Genomic DNA, 3,821 nt, shown 5'->3' with positions numbered 1-3,821 from the left:
TGCTGGAGCTACTGCTAGAGAAAAACTGGAGTACCTGCATTCCTACGATAAGGTTAAGCAAACAACTTTTGATGGTGGGCATGGTGTGCAGGGTCTTTGTCAAGTTAATCGTCAAGTTTCACGATTAGCTGTTCCTGATGCTGATTCTCGTCGTAAGCAAAGTCTTCATTGGAGAAAGAAGTGTTCAAGTGCTGAAACTGTCAAGATTACTGTAGGCAATACAGTACATGAGAAGGCTGTTAAAGCTAGCTCCAAAGATACTCTAGACAAGAATCTAGGAGTTGCTGAAGATCGAACTCAGCAAATTTATGACATTATGGATGCCCCGTTTTAAGAGGATGTCACCGTGTCTTGCACGGTGATTTTTTTGGAGAAAATTAAATGACAAAAAACCGTGGCAAAGACGGACGTTTTGTTAAGGGGGCTTCTGGTGGTAGAGATTCAAACTTCACTTTTCGAGTAACCCTGGATAATAAACAACGTTTGATGGAAATTGCTAATAATCGAGGGCTATCTTGTGCGGACTTGCTAAGTGAATGGATTAGTAGTGGATGTCCTACTGTTCAGGAGGTTTCTTTTCGCAAACTCAAACAAAAGCTGGTTAACGTTTTTATCTCTAGATTCGCCAATAAGCGGCGCGTAGGAGAGCAATCATTAGTTTGTAAGGATGCTCGCAAATCTTTATTGATGGCGATTAAGGAAGTATTGAGTGAAGAGTAAAAACCATGCAAGACATGGAGAATCGATTTAATCTACCATGTCTTGCATGGTTCATCGAAATCAGTTTTGATCTAAATCTAAAATAAATTGTGGAGGTGTTCGTGATGACTGACGAAAGGTTTGACCGGATAGAACAGAGGTTGACGCTTTTAGAGCAGAAACTGAAAACGATAGAGTTGGACGTTGAACCTGAAGGTAGAATTTCCGAGGGGTTTGAAATCATATCTTCTGATATTGATTCTCTTAAGGAAGAAATGAGAAGACGGATTTCTCGTTTAGAACACGGTCAAAATCGTATTGAGGCGACGTTAGATGTGATAGTGAAACAATTAACGGGCTGGGACAAAAGTGATTAGCTAGTCTACCACTTATAGCGTAGCGGTTTTGACGGGCGCTGCGAAGTTTTAGGCTTGGTGCACTCATTGAGTCACTCGACCGTCAGAAATAAGTGGTATGGGGAGAGTCCTGAGAGGGGTTATCCCCTCTCGTGTTGCTATGTGCGAAGTGATTAATCTGTGTCTACAAAACCTTCACTTGAATCTTCTAAAGGCTCCTATTGCATCGGCAAAATATAGTTAATCCCTTGCAGGACATGGTTCTCATGCAATAAAAGCGGTAAAAATCCCTTTATAATGGAAGGACACGACTCACAACTATATAAAGGGATTTTCTATGTCCGACTTAAATGGTTCGGACGGAAGCTTTGTATATCCTATTCTAGCGTCTAAATCTGATGAAGGAAAGGCGCAACCCTACCTTTCAGATTTATCTGAAAGGGACAAGCCATGGGATAAACATAGATCCGAATCAGACAAGATAGAAGGGCACTATCGAGATACTGAATTTGAGCGCTATAGTGAACGGATTCATTTTTGTAGTGAATTTTTAGATTTCATTCTTGCTCCCAAAGAAAACGGTGAGATGAAGTTAAAGCTTCAGTCAGCACGTTTCTGTAGAGTCAGAACGTGTATGGTCTGTTGTTGGCGTAAATCTCTTAGATGGAAAGCGAAGACGTACCAAGCTTTACCTCTCTTTATTGAGGATTATCCAGCCTATCGGTTTCTCTTTCTAACCCTTACGGTTAAAAACTGTGAGATATGGGAATTAAGACAGACATTGATCTGGATGAATAAGAGTTTTACCAGACTGAGTAGACTTAAAGCTTTTCCAGGGGAGGGTTGGATAAAATCTGTTGAGGTGACTAGAGGTCGAAGAGGTGACGCTCATCCTCACTTCCATATCTTGCTTGGTGTTAAAGCTAGTTATTTTGGTCGCAACTACCTGTCTCAGAAGAAGTGGTGTGAGATGTGGCAGAAATCTCTACGTTGCGACTATCAGCCAATTCTGGATGTACAGGCGTTGAAATCCAAGGATTCATTGATAGGTCTTATTGCAGAGGTTGTTAAATACCAAACTAAGCCGTCAACCTTTACTCATCTCCAAGGAGAACAAGATAAGGAGTGGTTCTTGGAATATACGCGACAAATTCATGGCACTAAAGCGATTTCTGTTGGTGGTGTGTTCCGCGAATATTTTAAATCTTTAGAGCAAGAACCTGAAGATTTAATTGGACATGATGAGGAAAGTGAAACTAGTACAGATGACACTCATTTGATGTTTGAGTGGAAGCGTGGCGAGAAGAAGTATAGGCTGACTTAGCCATGTCTTGCATGGTTATTTTCATAAAACGACCATGCAAGACATGAAACTGTTGATATATCTCGCTTTTAGGCTTGCGTTTAACTTAAAATGTCCTGTATTATATTCCAATGGAAATTACCACCAATCTCTCGCCAAAGTCATTGGTGGTTTAAGTTTCTTTTTTGTAATAAATAATGTTGAGGGAGTCTAATAAACTCCTTAACATCACCAGATGAATACTAATGTAAAAGATCCATCTTTAATGGGTCAACCCTATACTTTCAGTGATTTCCAGAAAAAGAAACAACAGGAAGATGATACTCTTTTCTCATTAAAACAGGACAAAGAATTGAAAGATCCTACCAGTTTAATTCGGTCGGATAGTCAGATCCGCACTCTTTGTTTTTTGCAGAGCGCCTTTCCAAACTCCTTGAAAAGTACTGAAATAGCAGAGGCAATACATCTCCACCGTTCGACTGTAAGTGTTGCTACTAACGTTCTAATTGAGATGGAGCTTGTAGAAAAGTCCATCGTTCCTGGCACAGAGAATCATATTAACCCTACACTTACTTTTTCCCTAACGGATAAGCACAAGCATCATGTTGAAGCTTCTGTTAATCGTTGGTTGACAGCGGACCCAACATTATTAAATAAGCCTCAAGATCGTTCTCCTGCTAGTGCTGATTCAACTACTGCTAATCCAAAACAAGTTGACGTAGAAGAGGTCAATCAAACATCACCTTCCCCAGAGCTTCCTATCGATAATCTTAGTTTGATTATCACTGAGATGGCATTGGAGATAAAAAGTCTTCGTGTCAGGGTATCTGCTTTGGAATCTCAACAAGAAGAAGTCCATAAGCAAAAAGAAAATTGTGATCTTTCAAAAGCCTTTGAAGCTCTAGGATTAGAACTTGGAGGGGGAAATAATGCTTAAGTCAAACAAAGTTGCTCCCATTCCAGGTGGCATTAAAGTTCTCGGGGTTGAATTTCAGGCATTTATGCACCCTGTTATTGAGCAGCCTGTTTTTAGTCGTAGCGGAGTATCAAGAGGGTTGAAAATTCCCCGCAGATCCGTTGCGGATATTATGAACTCATCTGAGTTCAAAGCCTTACGAGGAGGGGATTCCTCGGTGGCGGAAAAACTGTTGACCACAGTTAACTCCAATGCTATTTTTGTCGTTACTCAAGTTGATTTGGTCATCTTGGTAAAGCTGGCATCAGACAAAGAATATCCGGTTGCAGTAGCAATGCAGGATGCTAGTTTTGCTGTCATTCTTCAAGAGTCAATTGATGAAGCTCTGGGGATTCCTCGCGAAAGAAAAGAGTATCTTGATGCTGGAGCTACTGCTAGAGAAAAACTGGAGTACCTGCATTCCTACGATAAGGTTAAGCAAACAACTTTTGATGGTGGGCATGGTGTGCAGGGTCTTTGTCAAGTTAATCGTCAAGTTTCACGATTA

At 40.7% G+C, this 3,821-nt stretch carries 6 protein-coding genes; all 6 read left to right on the top strand.

Annotated elements, in window-relative coordinates:
- Positions 1-334 (top strand): hypothetical protein (locus tag F6K57_RS39250; protein ID WP_293074116.1); only part of this gene is annotated, 334 nt, incomplete at its 5' end.
- A 47-nt stretch (positions 335-381) separates the two neighbouring features.
- The gene (locus tag F6K57_RS39245) at positions 382-720 is read left to right on the top strand and encodes a hypothetical protein (protein ID WP_293074114.1); all 339 of its coding nucleotides are present in this window, start codon (positions 382-384) and stop codon (positions 718-720) included.
- 104 nt (positions 721-824) lie between these two features.
- Positions 825-1,076: a hypothetical protein gene (locus F6K57_RS39240; RefSeq protein WP_293074112.1), complete on the top strand. Its 252-nt coding sequence runs from the start codon at positions 825-827 to the stop codon at positions 1,074-1,076.
- A gap of 316 nt (positions 1,077-1,392) precedes the next feature.
- Positions 1,393-2,379, top strand: coding sequence for a protein rep (locus F6K57_RS39235; RefSeq protein WP_293074110.1), 987 nt, complete (start codon positions 1,393-1,395; stop codon positions 2,377-2,379).
- Between the two features lie 214 nt (positions 2,380-2,593).
- Complete coding sequence (locus F6K57_RS39230; protein ID WP_293074108.1) at positions 2,594-3,295, top strand: hypothetical protein; 702 nt, start codon at positions 2,594-2,596, stop codon at positions 3,293-3,295.
- Positions 3,288-3,821 (top strand): hypothetical protein (locus F6K57_RS39225; RefSeq protein WP_293074106.1); only part of this gene is annotated, 534 nt, incomplete at its 3' end. The genes F6K57_RS39230 and F6K57_RS39225, both read left to right, overlap by 8 nt.

It is taken from the genome of Moorena sp. SIO4A5, assembly GCF_010672005.1.
Lineage (GTDB): Bacteria > Cyanobacteriota > Cyanobacteriia > Cyanobacteriales > Coleofasciculaceae > Moorena.
The sequence above is the reverse complement of the archived record's forward strand: the minus strand, read 5'-3'. Positions and strand labels throughout refer to the sequence as shown.